An 18091-nucleotide genomic window follows, 5' to 3' on the forward strand; every position below is an offset into this window, starting at 1 on the left:
CTTTCTACACCTATCCCGCAGCCAGCCCGTAAATTTTCAAATTTGCATATTCCGCGATAAAAGGCGACATTTGGCGAAAACCGATTTTCCCCGCACCAAGCAGCGGTCCGAATGCTTCTCCGTCATCCTCCCATGTCAGCACGGGAAGCTCGTTGATTGAGAATTGGATGCACGAGCCGCGCTTTATGAGTAACATGCGATAAGATACTGTGCAATCGGCAACCGCGGGCAATGGGTCGGCCCCTTGTGCAGCCATATGGAATCCGTAGCTTTTGCGCAAATTGCAAGTATGGAATTGTCTCTCCTCCGGCCAGCGCCTTCGATAATAAGATAGATGGAACGCATCAATATCCCCATGATGATACTGCTCATATTTACCTGTTCGCTTGGCAAGCGACGAATGAAACAGGTCACATCCACCTACACCCTTGGCAGCGAAAAAAATAATTGCTAGTCCAGGCTCCCTCAGTGGCCGGAAATCCCATTTCACCGTAATGTCGGGTGGGAAATCATCAGGAAGCCACAGCACAAAGTTCGCTTGCTCACCGTCCCTTTCATTCCCGCTCTCCAGCACCATTCTTCCGGCTGGAAAGCTCATGCGCCCCTCACCTTCCATTCGGAAGCCTTCAGCATCCTTGGAAGTGCGAAGCGGATTCTCATAGAGCAGCTTCCACTCCTGCGAAATCATCGAATACTCGTTTCTACTGCACTCGGCAGCCAATTGGCTATTAACTCAAGGCTAATGATCGTGTTCAGTGACCACTGCGCCGCTTCATTCGTATTCATCCAATCGATTTCCTGCAATTCGCTGACGTACATTACCGTTTCAGCTGCATTCTGGAGATTAACGCTTGCGAACGGATTTTGCAGAAGGATAGACCAAGCTTGCCGTGCTGCCTTTTCATCCTGTTTATAAAAAGCGCCAAATGCGACAATTGCTATACTGAGCACAGGATGATCAAAACGATTATGGCCGATAGCACCGCCGGTAATTTGATCCTTCTTTTCTGGTGTCATATTATAGAACAGCCCGAAATCAGCCATCATCGACTCCCATTCCGGGTCCTTAAGCATCATCGCCAGCTCGAACCATACCTGCGGAGCACCCATGCTAATCGCCAAATGGCGGCCCCAATTATCATCTCCGAGGGAGGTTAGCTTGCTTGTTCGCGGATCATAGCCGTAAGTTGGCCCTGACAGCAAACCAAAATTAGCCTGCTTAACGCAATCAATACCAGTCAATATTTTATCCCGGTAAGCGTTGTCCTCGAACCTTTCCCATCTCGTCATCCAATTGGAGCTGAAGGCCGCCCAATCCGGTCCGATTCGAATATGCGTAGGATGCTCGTCCTTTGGAAAATAAGCCCGCATAGGATCAAGATTTACAGTTGTGAAATCAGAATCCTTCACTTCGTCCATCACGTCACCGATACGTTCATCGGCGGTTAAATAATAATAGTAGCGATGAAGTCCCGCCATCGCGATTCTGGCTTCCTTGCAGCCGCAGCCCCAATGGACAACATTATGGCGCGAGCCTAAGCCCGCATACTCCCCAAAATGATACACATCCACCTCGCTTGTATGCCTGGTCATCGCTTCTGCAAGCCGGAACAAGTCCTCGCGTCCCGTACGAAGAAACATGACCCACAGCCACATATTCGGCACAAGCTCCGAATTTTGCCATGCACAGCCGCCCAGATCATAATTCCATACATGACGGACAGGGTCATAGCTATGCATGAAATCGCCATAATCCCAGAAGCCGTACCACTTCCGCTGTTCAACCTCCGATAAGTAGAAGGCTGCAATTCGATCCAGCTGCTCTTCCAAATGCGCTTTGACCGGCGTACTTCGATCTGGCAAGCTCCAAAGCCCGAATGCTCTCGTCTCATGAAAATATTCTGGTTCACAGAGAAGCAGCGATGGCGACTGGGTCTGCTCCTGCATGGCCCCAAGCTTATGCGGCCCCGGCGTATCAGCCGTGCACCAGAGCGTCAATTCGCTTGTATTCGCAATGCCGTATGGCGTTGCTCGCAGCTCCTCCGCACCTTCATAGGAAGATTCAACATGCGTCTCCGTATCATAATGACGAAGATCCATCGCATCCGCGTCTGGCGACCAGAACCATACATTAAGCATTGCCTCTCCCTTGGCCGCACCATGAATATCTATACCAGATGGATGCTTCTCCCAGAAATTGCGCATTCCCGCGGCAAGTCCACCGCCTTCGCTTCCGACGTATGCAAGGCCCCCTGCTCGATGGCCTTCAGCTGCTTTCAGCCAGCAGCACTCCTCTTTCGTCCGCTTCCAAACGCCATAATGCTCCGAGGAACGCTGCACGAGCTTATAATCATCCCAAACGGCTGAGTCATCAAGCAGACTTAGAAAGTAAAGGTCGTCTTCGGCATCAAAGCTGACCAGCGAGCCTTGCGTCTGCTGTTCAAACATCTCACGATATTTCCCTTTGGTGCGTCTCGTATGCAATGTCTTAGGCGATTCGCTGAAAAATCCGCTATCTCCCGCGAACCGTACGTGACGGTTATATAATGGCCCTCTCATCGGAACCTTGAATGATATGCCCAAAGCTTTAATATAATCCCCGTTCGGATTGCCGTCGTAATGGAAGGTATGAACGATTCGAATCGTTTCCAAGCCTGCATATACGTATACCCGCAGTGAGAATGGAAGCCATTCCCTCGTACCGGATTCTGAACGGTGCTTGCCCTCCAGCTTCACGACCGCTCTGACCGGTCCTCTCTGCTCAACAGTCGCTTTATGGATTGCGCATGTGAAGCTTTCCTCGCGAATCGTCCGCGCGCCCGATACGGCATGCCGGCTTTCCTTGACCGCAATAAGCGAGCCGCCGCTGCATACCAAGGTGCCGTTTCGAACGATGCTATCAATCAGCTTGTCACCCCGCTTTCGAACGGAGCAAGTCATTATGCCAGAGTTCAATATAATGGACTCTTCCGTTTCTTGTACCGTTACTTTATGGGCTGCCTCAACACTATTCCCTTTCACTACTCTATATCCACCGGATGTTGGAGATAGTGATGCTGCCGCATGCGCGGACCACTTCACACTGCCGTCAGGCCAATATGCGGCAGGCCAGCTTTGCATCGCGACTGCTTGCCCGCTGCCCGCGTGCTGCAAAGCAAGCGGCTCGTCTCGATGCAGCTCCCCTTCCTTCCATGGGATGCCCCAGGTTAATCCGACCGGTATGTCGGAAGGATTGTTCAACCAACGCAGATTAATAGACAATGAAGATAACAATGATTACAGCCTCCTTATACGATTCGGATTTAATTATGGCTTGCCTCCATCGTATAGTGGTGTTCTTTGATAAACAATGAGACATTTTTGATTGCTGGCATGCTCGCCTTTAGACTTTTTTTGAAACTTAGTACTTTTTTGCGAGCTGCTATTCTGCTTGGCTAAGCTCCCTGTAACGGCTTGGCGTCATCCCCTCGGATTTCTTGAATATGCGATTGAAATAGCTGTGCTGATAACCAACCTGCTCCGCTACGTCGTTTATTTTCAGGCCCGATTCCCTCAGCAGCTCTTTCGCTTTATCCATGCGAAGGCCTGTTAAATAATCAATGAAATTTTTTCCGGTAACCTGCTTGAATGATTTGCTCAGGAAAAACGGATTCGTGCCAATAAAATCCGCGCAGTTGTCGAGCGATATATCGTTCATATAATTTTGCTGCAAATAAATCATAGCTTGTTCAATCAGCCGCTTAACCTGAGAATCGGAACGGCTGCCCAGCTCCTCTAGGAACGGCAAGCACACCCGCTCTTGAAACCAGGTTAAGATGAGCTGGGGCTCGCGTATTTGGGATAGCTGCTCATACATATTTACACATTTGAACAATCGGGTCGGCTGAATGCCGGATACCATAATGGCGTGCTGAACGCTTCCGAGCAAATGCAGCATGCCCTGCTGCACATCGACTGCTTTCGCTCCTTTGTATGACAATGCTTCTAGAAAAGCATGCAGAAGCTCATACGCATCACTTCCTTGTCCAGTACGAAGCGCTTGAATAAACTCTCTTTCCAGACTGAACGGATACTGCTGCTCCGTAATGCCTTCTCCGTTAGCGTGCAGCTGACCCATATCGATCATTTGATTCTCGTTCTCGAAATCCCGTTGGCTGGCCGCATGCTTCGCTTCTTCGAAGGCTAGAGGAATATTTGTGATCGCGCTCGTCGGTGCGCTGATTGCAATGGTTAGACGCATCTTCAGAATAAGATTGACCGCATGGGTGAGCTCCTCGCTGAATGCTTGAAGCTCCTCCCGATAGGAAGCATCCTTCGGCATAATGAGAAGAAGGCCTGCTGCAAGATCATGGAAATTAATCGTTTTACTTTGTTCGAAGTACTGAGCGGCAAGCTCCTCCACCATATTGACAGCAGCAAACGTGACCAGCCCCTCATCGCCATACTTGAATTTCCCTTCTAAGCTTGTAATGCCCGTTAATTGAACATAGAGAACGACAAAACAGCGGTTATTCACTTCCCATTTGTAACGCTCCATTCTTCCGAGCAAATCCTCTTCCGAATACGCGTATAAATAACCTTGCAGTAATTGATGCAGGAAGCTTTCCTTAACGTAAGGAAGCTGCTCCGTAAGCTTCGAATGAAGCTCCGTGCTCTCTCTATTTAAATTGTGCCATTGCCGTTCAATAAGTGAAAACTCGTCATCCTGGGCATGCGGCAGCGCTTTGCCAGCGAGCAGCACAGTCATAAGCCGATTTACAGGCGAGTAGATGCTGCGGGAGGCAAGCCAGCCGAGCAAGGCTGCAAGCAGCAGCGCGCTAAGACTAACCGCAAAAATCATTTTGGAAATGAATACGACAGGCGCCGTAATGCTCGAAATGGGTGAAGCCGAAACATAAGTCCAATCATCCGATATTCGTGAAAATTTCCCATACGTAACCGTATAGGTACTTCCTTTCCACTCTAAGAAAAAGGAGCCTTGCTTGCTGCCGCTAGCAGCCATCCCTTCCTTCAGCGCATCAACGAACGGGGAATCCGCTGCATTCTCGCCTGTAGATGCATACAGCTGTCCATTATCCTGCATGAAAAGCGTCTGCCCGCCGTCATATGGCGTCATTGTTCGCAGCATATCTCCTACCTTTTCGTTATCAAGGCGGATAAGGAGTGCGCCAAAGGGCTTCAAGCTTCCTCCCGGTATAAGATGTACAAGAGTCAGATCCTTAAGCGCGGGACGCTGATAGTCGAATGCCTTCTGTGTCCAATAGGTTACCTTGTCAGAATGGAGCAGTTCTTCGTATATGTCTTTAACCGACTTTGAGGTTAACAGTGCATATTCAGGATCAAACAGAACAGGCTGCTCCTCGCCTCCCAAATATAAACCAACCAGCTTATTCATCGTATTAGAGCCCTGCATAACGAGAAGCGTCTTCGTTATATCATGCGCCTTCTCAAAGTCTCGAATAAAATTACGGCTTCCCAAGCTATAATCAAACTTCGTATCGAATGCCCAGTGAGAGAGCATAAGCTCTAAATTAGTCAGCTGCGCATCGATGTTGCGTGCTCGCTGCTCGATTTGTTTATTATGTAAATACAGCAATTCGCTCTCCAGCTTCCCGCCAGTCATCCAATATACGACAGCTCCCGTTATAAGCCCGGGTATGCTGGCTACAATCAGAATGCTAATAAGACTCTTCCGATAAAATCTTCCTTTTCTTCCGTTCCTATTTTTTTTTCGATTACCCAGCTTTGACTTCATTTGCTTTAGCATATTCTCACCAACCGAATTTAAAATGGAATTGCCAATTGAATTCGTTTATTGTAAACGCATTCAACTGTATTTCCAAGAATATACTTCCTAAGGAAAATGAACAAGTCCTTTTCCTCCAACATTATTATAGTACTCAAGAACTACAGCAATAGACAGAGACCCGTATTGGAATACGGACTCTGTCTATTATGGCAGCTGAATGCTTTACTTGCTGGCTGCGTAGAGCTCATTCATTTCTTTAATTAGATCGTTGCCGCCGCTCTTTTTCCACAATTCCAGAGCCGCATTAAAGCCAGCCTCGTCCAGCTGACCGACGATGAACTTGATACGAGCGTCATTAAGAATATTGTCCAGCTGCGCGCCTTTCTCCGTGTATACCTTGGAAATAAAAGGCTCCGCTGGATTCGCTACGATATAGCTCTCATTCTCCTTCTGAAGCTCTGCTTGCCTCAAGCGAAGCGGTGTTTGCTTCACCTTCATTACAAGATCCTCAGGGATGAAAGTGAGCATTTGATTCAGCCCTTCCACCTCTGATTCCATAAGCACCGTATCCTTGCTAACGACAACCGAGCCTTCTTCAACGGTATGATGTGTTCCTTCCAAGCCATAACCAAGCATGGTTTGCAATTCAGGCTGGTTTATCTGATCAATAAAGGTAAGAACCCGCTTCAGCTCTTCTTCCGTTTTCACTGCTGACTTTGGAACAGCCAGCATCCCAGCAAAGCCTGAAGTCGGAAGCGTATGAAGCTGGCCATCCGGGCCCTTCACGCCGCTGAATACGTCCATGAAGTGGACACCCGGCTGGTCTTTTCCTTCAGCGACGAGCGCTGCATGAATTTTGTCATCGACGCGTGCTGCTCCGTCAACAACGTCAATAATAACGCCAGCTTGATTATTCACAAGCGGATCAGTCCATTTCGCAGAGTCCATAATCGCAAAGTCCTGATTAATAAGTTTCTCATCATAAAGCTTTTTCATAAATTTCAACGCTTCGAGGTATTCTGCTGTCAGATGGTCAGGCACTAAGCTTCCGTCCACATCGCCCCATTTATTCGGAGCTCCAAACCATAGCTTGATGTTATCGAAGCCGCTTGACCATTGTCCGGTCCACTTCACTAGCACCATGCCATATGTATCCGCCTTGCCATTATTGTCCGGGTCCTGCTCTTTAAACGCTTTCAACATATTGTAAAAGTCATCAATCGTTTCAGGAACAGGCAAACCAACCTTGTCTAGCCAATCCTTGCGATAATAGACACCATTTCTTCCGAGTGCACGGCCGCGATAAATGCCGTAGTTTTTACCATCGATGGAGGAGTTGTTCAGAATAACTGGATTTGCTCCGCTTAAGTTCGGATAATCCTTCAAGTACGAGCCCAGCTCCCAGAACGCCCCGGATTTGGCGGCATTGACGAAGCTTGGCGATTTCACGTCAGGTACGTACATAATGGTTGGAAGCTTGCCTGAAGCAAGAGTAATGTTGAATTTATCAGTGTATGAAGCATTCGGTACCCACTCGAAATGGATATCTGTATTCGTTCTCTTCTCCAGCTCCGCTGCAACGGGACTGTCATCCTTAGGATAATTGGTTTTGAAGATCGGCAGCATGATGTTCAGCTTTAATGGGGCCTCTTCCTTCACTGCTTCATTCGTTGGTGCTGCTGCCTCTGGCGTCGCGGCTCCAGGTGTTGGATTGTTTTTCTCGTTATTTGTCTGCGAGCAGCCAATGAGCGTGCTGGCAACAAGTGCGCCTACCATCAGCAATGAAGCCATTTTGTTCATCTTCTTACGATTTCCTTGCATAAAAGTACCTCCCTCAGATATTTGTATTATATCGCAAAACCGTCTGCCTTCGGCATACAACCAGCCGGCAGAAGGATATTACATCGACAATCGCCTAACCTAACCTTTGATCGAACCGATCAGAACCCCCTTGGCGAAATGCTTCTGAAGAAACGGATAGACGAGCAGAATGGGAACCGTGCCGACTACGATAACGGCCATTTTGATCGATTGATCAGGCGGCTTGACGAAATTCGGATCCATTGCGTTTAAATCTCCTGCAGAAGACTGAGATAACAAAACGATTTGCCGCAGCAGCACTTGAAGCGGCCACTTCTCAGGATTATTAATATAAAGCAGGGAAGTGAAGAAATCATTCCAATGCCCGACCGCATAAAACAACGTAAACGTGGCAAGAACCGGCTTCGAAAGCGGTAGAACGATTCGCCAAAGCAAACCAAGCTCGGTACAGCCGTCAATTTTGGCCGCTTCCTCTAAGCCAGGCGGAAGCTCCTGAAAAAAGTTTTTCACAATAATAAGATTAAAAGCACTAATCGCACCAGGTAAAATAAGCGCCCAATAAGTATCCAGCAGAGCTAATTCGCGAATAACGAGATAGGTTGGAATCATGCCGCCTCCGAAGAGCATGGAGAAAACGACGAGATTCAGTACCGTATTTCGTCCCATCAAGCTGCGCCTAGCAAGTGGATAAGCCATCGTGACGGTAAAGAACAGGTTGACAAATGTTCCCACGATTGTAACGTACATCGATACCCCAATGCTTTTCAGAATCGTGTTGGTCGAGAAAATAAACTCATAAGCAGCCATAGTGAAGGTTTCGGGAATAAGAAATACTGCTCTCTTCGTAAGCTCCGCATCCGTTGCAAAGGACCCCGATATGACATAAATGAACGGCAAGATCGCCGCGATGGCAAATAAGCCTAGAAAAATATTATTTGAAACGTCGAATACCGTTCCCGAAACGGATTTGTATGTTTTGGCCACAGTGATGCTCCCCTCTCTCGCAAGTCCGCTTAATAGAGTCCGGATTGCCCAAATCTTTTTGCCAAATAGTTGCTCCCCAGCACAAGAATAACTCCGATAATTGACTTAAATAGTCCTACTGCTGTGCTGTAGCTGAATGCTCCTTGTGTAATTCCCATCATGTACACGTAAGTATCGAATACCTCCGCCACTTCCCGATTCAGCGGATTAAGCATCAAGTAGATTTGCTCAAAGCCATTCTCCAGTACATTGCCCATACGAAGAATCAATAAAATAATAATTGTGCTCAAAATCGAAGGCAGCGTGATATGCCAAATTTGCTTCCATCGGTTCGCGCCGTCCATAATCGCAGCCTCATACTGCTCGACGTCCACCGCAGAAAGTGCTGCAAGAAATATAATCGTTCCCCAGCCGCATTCTTTCCAAATGGTTTGCAGTATAATGATCGGCCGGAACCAATCTGGACTTGCCAGAAACTCTATCTTCCGCCCTGTATAAGCGTAAAGCAGTTCGTTGACCGGCCCTCCAGACGAGGTCAAAAACACATATGTCATACTCGCCACGATAACCATCGAAATAAAATGCGGCACATAGATCAAGGTCTGAACCGATCGTTTGAAAATAGCAAGCCGCACCTCATTTAATAAAATGGCTAATACAATCGGTGCAGGAAAGAAAAAAACTAAATTATAAAGGGAAAGTAAAAGCGTATTTCGCAGCAGCATGAAAAACTCGGGATTCGAGAAAAACAATCGAAAGTGCTCCACTCCAACCCATTCGCTATTCCAAAATCCGGTATAGGGCTGGAAGTTTTTGAAGGCGAGCAGTACACCCCACATCGGAACATATTTAAAAATTAGAAAATACAGCAAGCCAGGCAGCAGCAAAATATATAGCCACTTATCTCTTTTCAACCTCCGCAGCACGCTTGCCCGGTATATAGGAGATGGCTGTTCTACGTTTGGAGTTGCAACCTGCTTCATATTCGTTCACCTCCGGATGTCGTTCAACGCTTCGTCAGCGGTGTAGCCTTATTATGCAGGCAGCGAATTTTTTCCAGCAATTAGACATTTTTGAGACTGCAATTTGTGGCTTCCCTAGCCTTGAAACAAGATAGTGCAAACGATGCAAAACTGTCCTAAACCCTTGATACGACTCAACAAAAATGCATGATTGAAAGCCAAATGCCGCTTCTATAGAGTGAAATTCAATTAGATATGAATGGATTGTTTTAAGATGAATATGGAGCTATATTATGGGCGCTGCTTGGTATCCCGAGTTGTGGGATGAGGGAGTGCTGGAGTAGGATATTACGATAATGAAGGAAGCAGGTACTAATGCGGTAAGGACCGGAGAATTTGCTTGGTCTTTCATGGATCACAATGAGGGGAGTTATATTTGAATGTAGTGTGAAGGCTGTCTGGGCTTAGGGCATATCTATCTGGAGGAGCATTACGAAGACATTAAGCTATTAAATGAAGTATGGGGGACACAAATATGGAGTTGCATTATCAGGCGCTTCTCCAAAGCGCCCATTACGCATAACAACAGCATTGCCTTTCATGAACAGCTATCCTTCTAATTGCCCTTTAAGGATCGTAACTGCTTGTCCAGACAGCTGAACCCGCTCCCCAGCTGCTTTTACTTTTACCTTTACGATACCGCCTCGTTTCGATGCCTGATAGCCTGTGAGCTCATCTCTACGCAGCCGCTTCGCCCAATATGGAGCTAGCGCACAGTGCGCAGAGCCGGTAACAGGATCTTCATCTATGCCTGTACCAGGGTAAAAAGCTCGCGACACAAAATCATAGGCTTCAGCACGAGATGCCCGGCTCGTAATAATAACGCCGCGCGCTGGAATCCGTGCTAGCATACCATAATCTGGACGCAGTGATCGAACCGTATCCTCACTGTCTACCTCGACCAAATAATCCATTCGATTGCGGCCCACATATCTAGGTATGAGGCCAAGTCCCTGAACAAGCTCCTCAGGGGCAATCGCCGCTTCCGCCGTTTCAGACGGAAAATCCATATCGATCCAATCACCCGAAAGGCTGCAGGTTAATAATCCGCTCTTCGTTATAAACCGAGCAGCCTCACCCCTATCCAATCTCCCTGTTTCCCATAATACGTGAGCAGAAGCAAGAGTAGCATGTCCGCATAAGTCCATCTCTACGGTTGGCGTAAACCAGCGCAGATCATATCCCTCACTGCCTGGAGAGACAAATGCCGTTTCCGACTGATTCATCTCAGCAGCTACCTGCTGCATCCACTCCTCCTCTTGAGGAGCGTCAAGCAAGCATACCGCTGCAGGATTCCCTTTGAATTTGATATTTGTAAATGCATCGACCATATAGATGGGATAACTCACGCTTCATCATTCCTCTCGAATCATTACAATGCTTAGCATTATTCTTCCTTAGTTTAGCGTTGCAAATAATAACTGACCCCCGCAGCATTTGCTTGCCCGAGCCTCCGAAATAATTCAAAAGGGGAAAGCGAGTGCTTTCCCCCTTTTACCTTATATCCTTATCTTACCCTATTGCATCTTAATATTGTGAATGTCAATAAGTCCATCTGTTGGTGAATTTTGAGTAGCATTGACCATTAATGTAAATCCTGCTGTCGTTCCTTGATAATCGTTTCCTGCATCATTAGCGAATTTGAGAGTCAATGTTAAAGAATACTCATCTTCGTCACCAGCCTTCAATATGGCCCCATCACCGCTATCATCAACTGTATAGTATCCATAACCATTTTGCATAAAGTCAGAAAACTCTTTTAATGTTAGTACTCCATCGCCATTACCAATTTGAGAATCAATAGATGGTGCAGAATCAACACCAGTTGCTACACCATCAACTGTTTCTGTAATACTTGTTACAATAATTTTATCTAGAAGATTTACATTATTAAAGCCGCCACCATTATTAACATCTTTAAACCCGAAATAAATATGGTGTGCATCAACATTTCCAGTATTTTTAATATTAAGTGTTGATGTTATTTCTTCACCCGGAGCCCAGTTTTCGGGACTTACCCATTTCGCTGTATTAGCAGCATCGCCTAAATCCATTGTTAAAGTGCCTGCAGTAAATTTGTTATCCTTAACTTCTCCACTGCTCGAGAAATCAGAGAATATCGCTCCAGTAACAAGCGCTACCCCTAAAGCCAAAGATCCTACGCTTAGTAATAAATTCTTTTTCATTTTCAATTAAATCTCTCCCTTTATTAGTATTATGTATCGATTAGTATCTACTAAAGCCCATAACAATGAAGCTAGACTAAAAAGCGGACACACCGTAATAGCAACCTGTTACAATAACTCAAATAAAAAAGATCGTTTTTCATAAACACCTGTTTGACTAAGGAGATTATGCTAGAACAATTCGATAAGGCCGCTGAGCGCCTAAAGCCACCCAAAGACTTAATCCACCATTTTGATCGAGGATCGCAGTATGCTTAAATGGTATACCGCGAGCGACCAGTAACTAACTTCATGTTTGGGCGTATGAGTCGTAAAGGGAATTGCCCTACATGACCCGCATCAATGCGAGAAAAGTACTACGAGCAACTTCTGGATGCTTAAAACTGTGTCAACTTTCTTGACCGAGCTACAAAATTAATCACCCCCTTTACTAATAGATTTATTTAATTTAAAATACACAACTGTACATAGGCATTTTATATTAGTAAGATCGTTTAGTAGGTTTAAAAGCGTACAGTGTGCAATAAATTAACCAAGTTTATTCTGGAAATTTCATGACATAATTCCCTTGTTTTTCACTTCTTGCTTTCTCCTTTTCTCTTCCTTTAAAATCTTTATTATTTTTAATAGTTGGCCTAAAATGAACAGACTTCCTGGGATTATGATTAGGAAAAGCTTAATTCCCGTTGAACTTTTCGAAAATTGTAAAATATACCCCGCGTAAGGAACCCAATAATTTACTTTGCCCGTTAGATTATCCGCTGGAACAACGAAAGGATCCTCACTATCGTTTGCATCGCCCTTGGTAACAAAACTTAATGAACCATTATTTTGGTTAACTTGAACAACTCGGTGTGTAATTAGTTTGCTTGTATCCCTTGGGTCCTTAAAGGCAACTATATCATTTGGGACAATTTGATCTGCTTTAATCTCTCTAGCTATAACAATACTTCCAGGTTCAAACACAGGCACCATACTTCCAGTCAACACAACGTACATTTTGTTTCCGCCAATGTTAGGCGCCTCGCCATTAATCTTGCTTTTAATAAAAAAGAACCCAATAGTCAGTGAAAAAATTAGTATTAAAATAAAAATTACATTCCCAATAATCCAAAGTGTTTTCTTAAACAGATTATCCACAGTTATCTCCTTTCATATAACGATTAATACACTCGAAAAATGTTCTTAATAACGAACAAAATTTCAATACAAGACCAATAATTTGAACTGTTAAACTAACACACTTAGTTTGAATAATCCAGATTTTACTTATTGGTTATCATCATTATTTGTAATACTTTCGTTATTGTTATCTTCCACTCCATATAATTGATTATTTTGTGTCATTGTATTTTGCTTATCCATTTCATCAACTTGATTTTCTTTTTGTTCATTATTTTCGTTATTTGATTCACTGAGGGTTTCTGTTTGTTCTTCTGGCTGAAACATATCATTATTATGATCTGAAGTTTGATTTTCAATCTCTTCATTCAGTTGTGTTTCTTGTTCCTTTTTTTCTTTCGCTTCAGCTTCATTTTTCTCTTTTTCTTTTTTCTCTTTTTCCTTTTTCTCTTTTTCTTCCGATTCTTTTCTTGCTAATTCATCTCTAATTGATGTTATTTGGTCTAAGAGTATTTGTTTTTTCATTTCAAACTCATGATATGCATCTGATACATAGTTATAAACTATTTTTGAATTAACAGTATTATTTGAATCAGACTCTCTTGATGCTCGGATATAATAAAAAGTAATTTCTTGATCTAGTTTATTGGCCAATTCTTCATAAGCTTTAAGTTGCTTCTCATCGCAAGCTTCGCATTCAATTTTGGGTAAACTTCCAATAATCTGTTGTAAAGAACTTGGAAACACAAAAGCTGTCTTGAATGAAGCATTTATTGTTTGTGAGTCAGTAAAAAATGCGAATGTCTTTTCAGTAACTTGTGATAACACTATAAGTGATAATGTCACTGTAGCACCTACTATTATTCGATTAATTGTTTTTCTTTTATTTTTACTATATATTTTTTTTCTAGTTGATCTCATGAGGCTCATCCTCACTTTCGTTCTTTAAAAAGTATATGTACGGTTCTTTTTCGAGAACGCTTTCAAAACATATTATACAGAACATTTTTATTTTAGCAATACTTTCTTCTCAGTTCTTTTGGACTATATAATTCGTCGTTCGACCCTCCGCAAATTCGTCTGCATTCACTAAATCCAGACATAAATAAAGCTTGAACACCTTGAGAAGTACTGTGCGATAAGACCTTCCCAGCCAGCCGCTCGAATACTTGCTGAAGCAGATTATGATGGGCTTGGTTATGTTGTACGACAAAGTAGATCGGTTTACGGTAGCAGCTGCTTAATCATCTTGTAATTCGTTAATGCAACACCTCTTCGTTCAACAATCTGCTTTTGAATGATTACAAACCCTTGTCGTTCAAAAAAAGGTTTCGCTGTAATACTTGCATCTGTACTCATTTCATGAAGTCCACGTTTTCTTGATTCGGATTCAAGCGTGTTAAGCAGGGCTTTAGCTATTCCTTGTCTTTGGAAATCTTTATGAACATAAAGTCTATCTATGTAGCCATCTTCCGACATATCAGAAAAACCAACGATTTGATCGTTGGTTTCAGCAACATATGTAATATTGTGACGAAGAGATTCCCTCCAAACTGTATGCTTACACTTCTCTTCATCTTTGGGTGCCCAGGCTTCAAGCTGTTCTTGCGAATAATGCTGTTTATTTATCGTATGTACCGTCTCGTAGAACAAGGAGACAATTCCACTAATATCTGATTCGTTGAACTTTCTAATAATCATTTGGCAGTCTCCTTGTGAACCTGATCTAATGATTGGGATAAGTTTCATTCAAATAGGCTACAGAATGATTAATTAACTCTTTCAATACATCAATATTAATATCTGATACTTTATTTATGTACACACAACCTTTTCCAGACGTATGTTTTCCAAACTTTTGTAATGATTCCTCTCGTTGTGCAAAACATTGCGGAAAATACAAACTGATTTTTGCTTTACGAGGCGAATAGCCAACAAGCGGCGCATCTCCTTCGTGGCCCGATGCGTATTTATAATGATAGGAACCGAATCCTATAATGCTTGGCCCCCACATCATCGCTTTATAACCAGTTGTCTCCGTAAAAATATCTAATAATTTGTACGCATCTTCCCTTTTGTTCATGTTGTCCACATTTTCAATAAACTCAAGAACGCTGTTATCATTTTCTTTTGTTTTTAATTCGTACATATCTAATCTCTCCGTTTCTTAGTAATATACAAAAATGATCGGCCACCGTTCATTCGGCAACCGATTCTATTAGCCTAATGTCTACAAGCTTTTATTCGCGAATCGCTTTAGAAGACTTATCGTGTTATAGAGCATTCTCTCATAGCATAAATGAAACGAGGGATGAAAGTAAAGTTTCTCACCTTTAGTCTATTAGCTGAGTAATACTCTGATTCTTTAGCACATTATGTGAGAAGTCCAGTCCTCGTAGTTCTTGCCCTCATAGAATATAGAAGTTGAGACGAATAGACTTCCTTCTATTCTTTCTCAATAATCTGACTTGGACACCATGTGTTGATGATGAGAGGAGGTAGAACTAGTATGGAAATGTATCATTTAAGCAGAAGATATATGAATCGCAGAGTTCGCATTCATGATTGCTATGGCCGATGCTACGAGGGTGAAATTGTCGGCGTTGATAGTAACAATGTTTACTTACAGATGTCAGGCGGAGTTCGTACGTCCGGTAAAGCCCAAATATCGGGATGGTCTGGAGCCGGGATTCTAACTTTATCTCTGTTTACCCTTCTTGCCATCGCCTTGATTTAATCACCACAAGACCCTCCATGAGGGTCTTTTTCTATTCTAACATCATAACCTCTCCACATCATAAAAAAAGCCGCCCGTGGGCGGCTAGCCATTTACGCAATTAGTTACCGCACTACTTGTCAGTTGAATATTTGATGAGCTCCTTCGGCACTTTCAACGGGATAATCAATTGTTTCTCTATACTGCCATCCTTGGCGCTGTAGACATAAAGAAATAACATTATGTTGGGCTGCGAAGCGTGCTCGTAGCTTACATCGAATTGGAATTTCCCCCATCCGGGTGCGCCCTCCTCCGCGGTCACATGGCCTTCATCCAAAATGGTATGACCGTCTTCCAAATGCCAGCTAAATGCAGCTTCGAATACGCGAGCTTCCCCTTCCACATGGAATACAGGACCTAATTCTTCGTCAGGCCGAGGTGTATATACACGGAATGCGTCATTCTCCGCTGCAGGAACTGGAACGATCTCACCCGTTTTGGCATTCAGGCGCACAGTTATCGGTTGATTGATATGTTGTTGTTGCACAAGCTCGACGGACCAAAATTCATTTGCCGAATCAAGAGCGGCTTGCTTAATTGCCCATGTACCACCAAGCTCTGTTTGCGCATCCAGCGCAAATCTTATAGCCGCTGCTCTGCCAACATGTACAGCTGTAGAATAGTTCTCATCATCGAGTATAATGATTTTTACAGCGTTTGTTTTACCAGGAGAAATCTCCACTACTTTTCCATCATGCCAGGCTTCAACCTGTGATCCAATTGGTACTTCCTCGACTGCCACTGCTGCTCCTTGCTTATCTAGCAGCTCCGTGGAATCATTCAACTTAAACCAATATGCATCTACATAAGAGTCTTCACCTTTATCGACATAAGTGGTAATCAACCATTGATCCTCATTTTTTTGTATGATTTCTCCTTTAGCAATGGCCTTTACTGGCGTTGTTTCAGTCTGCGCAGGCGGCTGATTGTCATTGCCTGTCAGATTAGAGTTGTTTCCTCCAAGCTTTCCTCCAGAACAAGCTGACAACAGTATGAGGCATATCATGAATATGAAAAGCCCGCTTTTTTTAAGCGACATATTTATCAACTCCTTATTCATGAAGACGAAGCAATATTTCATATTGTTTCACTTTTTCAAGAAATTAGACCGCCGTTGTTTGATTATGTTGTTTCTTAATTAATACATATCATTTGATAACTCTAATGCGCCGATCAAGCCGAACGGCTGGGATAAAATGCAAACGATTTTCTCATACTATGCATGAGAAGATGGAGGTGAAATTCATGCCCAAAAATAGCGCCGATCCTAAATTGGACCGCGAAGATAACCGAGCAGATAAGAAAAACAACGTACAAGATAACGATAATCTCACTGAACCCGTTCATCCCTTAACAAACGATAAAGCTGCCGATTATGTCCCAAGTTTAAATGGTATTTCCAAAAAAGAAAGTTAAGCAGCAACAAGTCTGCTCTAATGGCTGTATATACCATTAAAGCAGACTTGTTAGTTCAGGTAATACTATCAAATGGACTTGGATTGCGGCATAACGAGATGACGAGTTCATTTGTATCACGAATAATTGTCTGGATTAAGGTCTTGAGCAAATCCTGACCTCCAGGTTGGATAAAGCGGGACCCAGCCATAAACCTTTCGTGCCAAAGCATTTGATGCTCCACGCTCTCCTCGGTTTCTACCAGGCTTAAATTCAGGCTTTGGCGCTTTTAACGCATTCGCATAGACAGGAAGCCAGTCTACTCCCGCAGCAGGCTCATCGTCCACGATGTTAACAGGGCCTGACGGCCAATCCAATGCGAGCAGTGCTGCAGCAGCAGCATCCTCCACATGAAGAAAGGAAGTAACTCCTTCCGTTGCTTCGACTCCCTTATGTAGTACTTTTTCTGCCATCATTCCCTTATGATCGTACCAAGTTCCTTGCCCGTAGAGCATTCCGTACCGCAAAATAACGTGATGGGGTATCTCAGCAACAGCCTGTTCCAACGCGATTACGCCGTCTATAGTCGATTTCCGCGGCATCGGTGATCCAACATCCATAGATACATCTTCCGATGCGGGCATCTTGCCCGGTTCATATGCCCATGAAATACTTTGCGCTATAATTCGTGTCACGCCTGCTGCCAACATAGCGTCAACTAGATTTCGGGTTCCTTCTATTCTAATCCTGGCATTATCCGCAAGATTCCAATTGCTTAATGAAGTGAGTTGATGGATGACAACCTCTGGCTGCACTTCACCTATTGCTGAGATCATCCGCTCCCGATCAAAAGCATCAGCGATAATAGCTCTTGCACCCATTTGCTGTATGGCATCTTTGTTTGACTTGTTATGGGTCATTCCAATAACCTTATGACCTGCTTGTACTAATTTCGGAAGTAACAAACGGCCAATAGCGCCTGTTGACCCGGCTACGAATATTTTCATGCGCCTACCTCCTTTTAGTAAAAATCAGA

18 protein-coding genes are annotated in these 18091 nt (G+C 44.1%); 4 read left to right on the plus strand and 14 right to left on the minus strand.

The window, feature by feature from the left end:
* Window positions 1–10: 10 nt before the first annotated feature.
* The 6 genes from CEF13_RS19035 to CEF13_RS19060 all read right to left on the minus strand — a co-directional run bounded on the left by CEF13_RS19035 (window position 11) and on the right by CEF13_RS19060 (window position 9537).
* The gene (locus CEF13_RS19035; RefSeq protein WP_102712994.1) at window positions 11–688 is read right to left on the minus strand and encodes a DUF1961 family protein; all 678 of its coding nucleotides are present in this window, start codon (window positions 686–688) and stop codon (window positions 11–13) included.
* Window positions 685–3273, minus strand: coding sequence for an exo-rhamnogalacturonan lyase family protein (locus CEF13_RS19040; protein WP_102712996.1), 2589 nt, complete (start codon window positions 3271–3273; stop codon window positions 685–687). The genes CEF13_RS19035 and CEF13_RS19040 overlap by 4 nt, the downstream gene beginning before the upstream one ends.
* Window positions 3274–3421: 148 nt before the next feature.
* Window positions 3422–5767, minus strand: coding sequence for a helix-turn-helix domain-containing protein (locus CEF13_RS19045; protein ID WP_244917095.1), 2346 nt, complete (start codon window positions 5765–5767; stop codon window positions 3422–3424).
* A gap of 204 nt (window positions 5768–5971) precedes the next feature.
* Window positions 5972–7570 (minus strand): extracellular solute-binding protein, encoded by a 1599-nt coding sequence (locus tag CEF13_RS19050; protein ID WP_102712998.1) that lies wholly within the window; start codon window positions 7568–7570, stop codon window positions 5972–5974.
* Between the two features lie 99 nt (window positions 7571–7669).
* Window positions 7670–8554, minus strand: a complete 885-nt coding sequence (locus CEF13_RS19055; protein ID WP_102713000.1) for a carbohydrate ABC transporter permease — start codon at window positions 8552–8554, stop codon at window positions 7670–7672.
* A 29-nt stretch (window positions 8555–8583) separates the two neighbouring features.
* Entirely contained in the window at window positions 8584–9537 is a 954-nt protein-coding gene (locus tag CEF13_RS19060) for an ABC transporter permease (RefSeq protein ID WP_102713002.1), read from the minus strand.
* 335 nt (window positions 9538–9872) lie between these two features.
* Between CEF13_RS19060 and CEF13_RS29590 the strand changes: the two genes are divergently transcribed.
* Together CEF13_RS29590 and CEF13_RS28585 are read left to right on the plus strand one after the other, a co-directional pair.
* Window positions 9873–9956 (plus strand): beta-galactosidase, encoded by an 84-nt coding sequence (locus CEF13_RS29590; protein WP_146022777.1) that lies wholly within the window; start codon window positions 9873–9875, stop codon window positions 9954–9956.
* Between the two features lie 60 nt (window positions 9957–10016).
* Entirely contained in the window at window positions 10017–10136 is a 120-nt protein-coding gene (locus CEF13_RS28585; protein WP_244917166.1) for a hypothetical protein, read from the plus strand.
* On the opposite strand, the gene CEF13_RS19065 is transcribed toward CEF13_RS28585, so the two are convergent.
* The 6 genes from CEF13_RS19065 to CEF13_RS19090 all read right to left on the minus strand — a co-directional run bounded on the left by CEF13_RS19065 (window position 10125) and on the right by CEF13_RS19090 (window position 15033).
* Window positions 10125–10925, minus strand: coding sequence for a PhzF family phenazine biosynthesis protein (locus CEF13_RS19065; protein ID WP_102713004.1), 801 nt, complete (start codon window positions 10923–10925; stop codon window positions 10125–10127). The genes CEF13_RS28585 and CEF13_RS19065 overlap by 12 nt on opposite strands.
* 168 nt (window positions 10926–11093) lie before the next feature.
* Window positions 11094–11762 (minus strand): CalY family protein, encoded by a 669-nt coding sequence (locus CEF13_RS19070; protein WP_243864319.1) that lies wholly within the window; start codon window positions 11760–11762, stop codon window positions 11094–11096.
* A 552-nt stretch (window positions 11763–12314) separates the two neighbouring features.
* Entirely contained in the window at window positions 12315–12902 is a 588-nt protein-coding gene (locus CEF13_RS19075) for a signal peptidase I (protein ID WP_166742688.1), read from the minus strand.
* A gap of 129 nt (window positions 12903–13031) precedes the next feature.
* Window positions 13032–13805, minus strand: coding sequence for a hypothetical protein (locus CEF13_RS28880; RefSeq protein WP_166742687.1), 774 nt, complete (start codon window positions 13803–13805; stop codon window positions 13032–13034).
* A 303-nt stretch (window positions 13806–14108) separates the two neighbouring features.
* Window positions 14109–14585 carry a GNAT family N-acetyltransferase gene (locus tag CEF13_RS19085; protein WP_102713012.1) on the minus strand — a complete coding sequence of 159 codons (477 nt, stop codon included), beginning with the start codon at window positions 14583–14585 and terminating at the stop codon, window positions 14109–14111.
* Window positions 14586–14610: 25 nt separating this feature from the next.
* Window positions 14611–15033 carry a DUF1801 domain-containing protein gene (locus CEF13_RS19090; RefSeq protein ID WP_102713014.1) on the minus strand — a complete coding sequence of 141 codons (423 nt, stop codon included), beginning with the start codon at window positions 15031–15033 and terminating at the stop codon, window positions 14611–14613.
* Between the two features lie 360 nt (window positions 15034–15393).
* On the opposite strand from CEF13_RS19090, the gene CEF13_RS19095 reads away from it, so the two are divergent.
* Window positions 15394–15621, plus strand: coding sequence for a hypothetical protein (locus tag CEF13_RS19095; RefSeq protein ID WP_102713016.1), 228 nt, complete (start codon window positions 15394–15396; stop codon window positions 15619–15621).
* 112 nt (window positions 15622–15733) lie between these two features.
* Here the strand turns inward: CEF13_RS19095 and CEF13_RS19100 are convergent, their stop codons facing one another.
* A complete protein-coding gene (locus tag CEF13_RS19100; protein ID WP_166742686.1) occupies window positions 15734–16699 on the minus strand; it encodes a Gmad2 immunoglobulin-like domain-containing protein in 966 nt (321 codons plus the stop codon).
* 206 nt (window positions 16700–16905) lie between these two features.
* On the opposite strand from CEF13_RS19100, the gene CEF13_RS28885 reads away from it, so the two are divergent.
* Window positions 16906–17076 (plus strand): hypothetical protein, encoded by a 171-nt coding sequence (locus CEF13_RS28885; protein WP_166742685.1) that lies wholly within the window; start codon window positions 16906–16908, stop codon window positions 17074–17076.
* Between the two features lie 116 nt (window positions 17077–17192).
* Here CEF13_RS28885 and CEF13_RS19105 read toward each other — a convergent pair whose 3' ends face one another.
* Window positions 17193–18062 (minus strand): NAD-dependent epimerase/dehydratase family protein, encoded by an 870-nt coding sequence (locus CEF13_RS19105; RefSeq protein WP_102713020.1) that lies wholly within the window; start codon window positions 18060–18062, stop codon window positions 17193–17195.
* Window positions 18063–18091 lie beyond the last annotated feature (29 nt).

Source organism: Paenibacillus castaneae, assembly GCF_002884445.1.
In the GTDB taxonomy this organism is placed as follows: Bacteria; Bacillota; Bacilli; order Paenibacillales; family Paenibacillaceae; genus Pristimantibacillus; species Pristimantibacillus castaneae.

Bases quoted from the DNA above. Each gene is read 5' to 3' on its own strand.
- CEF13_RS19035 (WP_102712994.1), bottom strand. From the start codon at position 688: ATGATTTCGCAGGAGTGGAAGCTGCTCTATGAGAATCCGCTTCGCACT.
- CEF13_RS19045 (WP_244917095.1), bottom strand. From the start codon at position 5,767: ATGCTAAAGCAAATGAAGTCAAAGCTGGGTAATCGAAAAAAAAATAGG.
- CEF13_RS19050 (WP_102712998.1), bottom strand. From the start codon at position 7,570: ATGCAAGGAAATCGTAAGAAGATGAACAAAATGGCTTCATTGCTGATG.
- CEF13_RS19060 (WP_102713002.1), bottom strand. From the start codon at position 9,537: ATGAAGCAGGTTGCAACTCCAAACGTAGAACAGCCATCTCCTATATAC.
- CEF13_RS29590 (WP_146022777.1), top strand. From the start codon at position 9,873: ATGAAGGAAGCAGGTACTAATGCGGTAAGGACCGGAGAATTTGCTTGG.
- CEF13_RS19070 (WP_243864319.1), bottom strand. From the start codon at position 11,762: ATGAAAAAGAATTTATTACTAAGCGTAGGATCTTTGGCTTTAGGGGTA.
- CEF13_RS28880 (WP_166742687.1), bottom strand. From the start codon at position 13,805: ATGAGATCAACTAGAAAAAAAATATATAGTAAAAATAAAAGAAAAACA.
- CEF13_RS19085 (WP_102713012.1), bottom strand. From the start codon at position 14,585: ATGATTATTAGAAAGTTCAACGAATCAGATATTAGTGGAATTGTCTCC.
- CEF13_RS19090 (WP_102713014.1), bottom strand. From the start codon at position 15,033: ATGTACGAATTAAAAACAAAAGAAAATGATAACAGCGTTCTTGAGTTT.
- CEF13_RS19095 (WP_102713016.1), top strand. From the start codon at position 15,394: ATGGAAATGTATCATTTAAGCAGAAGATATATGAATCGCAGAGTTCGC.
- CEF13_RS19100 (WP_166742686.1), bottom strand. From the start codon at position 16,699: ATGTCGCTTAAAAAAAGCGGGCTTTTCATATTCATGATATGCCTCATA.
- CEF13_RS28885 (WP_166742685.1), top strand. From the start codon at position 16,906: ATGCCCAAAAATAGCGCCGATCCTAAATTGGACCGCGAAGATAACCGA.
- CEF13_RS19105 (WP_102713020.1), bottom strand. From the start codon at position 18,062: ATGAAAATATTCGTAGCCGGGTCAACAGGCGCTATTGGCCGTTTGTTA.